Here is a 3,990-nt window from a genome sequence, read left to right as displayed (position 1 = left end):
AATGTCGCACTCTCGATGGTGAGACGCGCACTGTCGATGGTGAGACGCGCACTCTCGATCAGTCGGAGAGGGCGGAGTGCAGCGCCCGCCAGTCGATCCCTCGTGGCGCCCGCTCGACGATCGTCTGCAGCAGGCCCAGCCGCGCGGCGCGCAGGTGGGGCTCCTCCGCCATGACGAGCACCTCGTCGAAGAACCGCTCCAGCTCGGGCACCACCGGACCGGCCGCGTTGGCCCACTCCGGCAGCGCCGCTGCGGAGAGGTCGGGCAGCGTGGTGACCTTCTGGTGGAGCGCGCGCTCAGCCTCCTCCCGCAGCACCGCCGGGTCGTATGCCGCTGAGCTCCCTTGCGGGACAAGGCGGGTGATGCGCTGGGTGGCCTCCACGAGCCGCGGGAACCCCTCTCGACCCCTGACCGACTCGATGTCGTGCAGGGCTGCCTCCGCCTGGCCCGGCGCATCGGCCAGGGGTTGGACGGCGGCCGCGAGGGCGGTCGGGACACCCTCCTCACGCAGCTGCTGCGCAAACCGACCCGTGACGAAGTCCGTTGCAGTGCGGATCGATTCGTCCGAGACGTCGACGCCCTGCTGCCGCAGCTGGTCGGCCGCAGCCCGGAGCCCCTGCGTGACGGTGAGTGCGGCCAGGGTGGGCTGCGAGCGCAGGATCGCGACGACGCCCAAGGCAGCGCGACGCAGGGCGAACGGGTCTGAGGAGCCGGTCGGCTTGGCGCCGAGGGCGAACATCGCCATGAGCAGGTCGAAGCGGTCGGCAAGGGCGAGGAGGGCACCCGGTCGGCTCTGCGGCACGGCGTCGCCCGCCGCACGCGGCTGCTCCATCTCGTAGAGCGCGCTCGCGACCTCGGGCGCCTCCCCCGCCTTGAGGGCGTACTCCCGGGCCATGAAACCGGCGAGGCTCGACAGCTCGACGACCATCTGCGAGGCGAGGTCGAACTTCGCGAGCTGTCCGGCCCGCGACAGCGTGGCACCCTCGGTCGTGTCGAGGGCGACGAGCTCGGCCAGTGCCGCCGCGACGTCGCGGATGCGGTCCGCCCGGTCGGCCATGGAGCCGATGCGGTCCTCGAACGTCAGCTTGGCGATGCCGGCACGCAGGTCCTCGAGCGGCACCTTGAGGTCGGCGTCGTAGAAGAATGCGGCGTCCTCGTAGCGGGCGCGCAGCACGTTCTCGTTGCCGGCCCTCACGAGGGCGTCGTCGCAGTCGCCGTTGGCCATCGTGATGAAGTGGGGCATGAGGCGCCCCTCCGCGGACCGGACCGGCAGGTAACGCTGGTGCTTGCGCATCACCGTCGTGAGGATCTGCTCGGGCAGCTCGAGGTAGCGCTCCTCGAACGAGCCGAGGATGCCGCGCGGTGCCTCGACGAGGTTGGTGATCTCGTCGACGAGGTCGGCCTCGGCCTCGACGTCGACGATCCCATCGACTGCGCCGGCCAGCGACTGCGCCTGCGCCACGACCGACTCACGGCGAGCGGCCGCGTCGAGGACGATCCCCCGCTCCTCCAGCTTGGGCACGAGGACCGCCGCGTTCTCGATCTCGACGAGCGGGCCGGCCGCGCGCCGGTCGACGTAGGTTGTGCGCCCCGACCCGAGCTCGGAGACCCGGACCGGCACGACGGTCTCGCCCCAGAGCGCGACGACCCACCGGATCGGACGGCTGTAGGCCAGCTGGGGATCACCCCATCGCATGTTCTTGTCAGCACGCAGGCTCGTGATCACGTCCGCGACCACCGACCCAACCACCTCCCGCACCTCCCGACCCGGCTGGTGCACCGCGACGGCGACGTGCTCGGCACCGTCGAACTCGGCCCGAACCAGCTGCGAGACGTCGACCTTCTGGCCGCGGGCGAAGCCCTCGGCGGCCTTCGTCGGACGACCGTCGGCGTCGAAGGCGGCCGTGACCTTGGGCCCCTTGCGCATGACCTCGGCGTCCGGCTCGTGCGCCGCGACCTCCGGGACGAGGGCGAGGATCCGCCGAGGGGTGCCGACCACCTCCACTGCCCCGTGCGAGAGCCGGCTCGCGCCCAGCCCCTCGACGAGACCGGAGCGCACCTGCTCGACGGCCTGCTCGACGACGTGCGGCGGCAGCTCCTCGACCCCGATCTCGACGGCCAGCAACCGCGGCTCCGCGTCCTCGAGACCACCGAGCTCAGCGGCATACTCCTCGACGGCACCGCGCGACGGCGGCATGACGGCTCGGCCCGCGATCGGTGGGAGATCGCTTGACAGCAAAGGGAAGCCGAGCTCCTCGCGGCGCTCGACCCAGAGCCTCGACACTTCGCGGGCGAGGCGGCGCATCGTGCCGAAGGCCTTGGCCCGCTCCGTCGTGGAGATCGCGCCGCGTGCGTCGAGGACGTTGAACGCGTGGGACGACTTGAGGACGTAGGTGTGCGCCGGGACCGGCAGGCGGGCGTCGACCAGCCGCTGCGCCTCGGCGGTGTAGCGCTCGAACAGCTCGCGGTTGGTCGTCACATCGGCGTCGTCGAGGTAGTAGCGCGACATCTCGTACTCGCTCTGCGCGAAGACCTCGCCGTAGCTGACGCCGGGGGCATACGCCATGTCCTTGAAGTGCGTCTTGCCCTGGAGCGCCATCATGATCCGCTCCATGCCGTAGGTCAGCTCGACCGCGACCGGGTCGAGGTTCTGCCCGCCGACCTGCTGGAAGTAGGTGAACTGGGTGATCTCCATGCCGTCGAGCCAGACCTCCCAGCCGAGCCCCCACGCGCCGATCGCCGGTTGGGCCCAGTTGTCCTCGACGAAGCGGACGTCGTGGGCGGTCAGGTCGATGCCGAGCGCCTCGAGCGACTCGAGATAGAGCTCCTGCGGGTTGCCCGGGTCGGGCTTGAGGATGACCTGGAACTGCGTGTGCGTCTGCAGCCGGTTCGGGTTCTCGCCGTAGCGGCTGTCGTCGGGGCGCACGCTCGGCTCGACGTAGGCGACGCGCCACGGCTCAGGACCGAGCACACGCAGGATGGTGGCCGGGTTCATGGTGCCCGCGCCGACCTCGGTGTTGTACGGCTGGACGACCATGCATCCCCGGTCGGTCCAGAACTTCTGGAGAGTCAGCAGGGCGTCTTGGAACGTCAGCTCGGTGGGCACCGCACAAGGCTACCGGCGGCGGGAGGCGTGCCCTGCCGCGCTGGCTTGGCTGGCCAGCGAGGTGGGACATCTTGATGCGCACGCCGTGATGTTATGGTGCTTCATGCGCACGACCGTGAACATCGACGAGCGGCTGCTCGGCCAGGCCAAGCTCATCGCGGCTCGAGAGCATCGGAGCATCGGGTCGGTTCTGGAGGAGGCCTTGCAGAAGCTTCTGGACGACGAGGCCAAACCCCGCAGCGGAGCCGAGTTCGTGCTCCATACCTTCACGCCGGCGCGGCCGGGGCTCCTTCCGGGCGTCGACCTGGCGGACAAGGAGCTGATGGCGCAGTTGCTCGAGGACAGCGACGCCGATGCTCCTGCTTGACGTCAATGTCTGCCTCTACGCCTACCGTCCGAACCAGTCCGAGACCGCCCGCCGGGTCAGCAGCTGGCTGGCACCCAAGCTGGTCGGCCATGAGCGCGTGGCCGTCAGCGAGCCCGTCCTCGCGTCGGTCATCCGCATCGCCACCCACCCACGGATCTTCGAGACGCCCTCGACCCCCGGCGACGTGCTCCAGTTCACGGAATCGCTCGTTGCCGCCCCAGCGGCGCGGCTCGTCCGGCCCGGCCCCGACCACTGGCCCCTTCTCACCGCCCTGGTTGCCGAGCACCGCCTCCGCGGCAACGACGTGCCCGACGCCGGCCTCGCCGCCCACTGCCTCGAGCTCGGCGCCACCCTCGTGACACTCGATACCGGGTTCGCCAGGTTCGGCCCCCTGCGCCGGCTCAACCCGCTCGAGGACTCCTCGTAGTGACACGGTCCGCCGTTCCGGCGGCCGCGCTGCCGTCTCCCAACCGACCGCGCGAGGACGTATGCCGCTCACCTCGCTGAGGTGAGCGGC

At 70.7% G+C, this 3,990-nt stretch carries 3 protein-coding genes; 2 read left to right on the top strand and 1 reads right to left on the bottom strand.

Features of this window, described 5'->3' with window-relative positions:
- Positions 1–58: 58 nt before the first annotated feature.
- Positions 59–3,106, bottom strand: a complete 3,048-nt coding sequence (locus N864_RS19890) for a glycine--tRNA ligase (protein WP_034721456.1) — start codon at positions 3,104–3,106, stop codon at positions 59–61.
- Between N864_RS19890 and N864_RS19885 the strand changes: the two genes are divergently transcribed.
- Both N864_RS19885 and N864_RS19880 read left to right on the top strand, forming a co-directional pair.
- Positions 3,099–3,473, top strand: coding sequence for a hypothetical protein (locus N864_RS19885; RefSeq protein ID WP_034721453.1), 375 nt, complete (start codon positions 3,099–3,101; stop codon positions 3,471–3,473). The genes N864_RS19890 and N864_RS19885 overlap by 8 nt on opposite strands.
- Complete coding sequence (locus tag N864_RS19880; protein WP_034721449.1) at positions 3,460–3,900, top strand: TA system VapC family ribonuclease toxin; 441 nt, start codon at positions 3,460–3,462, stop codon at positions 3,898–3,900. The genes N864_RS19885 and N864_RS19880 overlap by 14 nt, the downstream gene beginning before the upstream one ends.
- Positions 3,901–3,990 lie beyond the last annotated feature (90 nt).

It is taken from the genome of Intrasporangium chromatireducens Q5-1 (genome assembly GCF_000576575.1).
GTDB classification, from domain to species: Bacteria; Actinomycetota; Actinomycetes; order Actinomycetales; family Dermatophilaceae; genus Intrasporangium_A; species Intrasporangium_A chromatireducens.
Note: the sequence above shows the minus strand (reverse complement) of the source record. Positions and strands in the feature narration are given on the sequence as shown.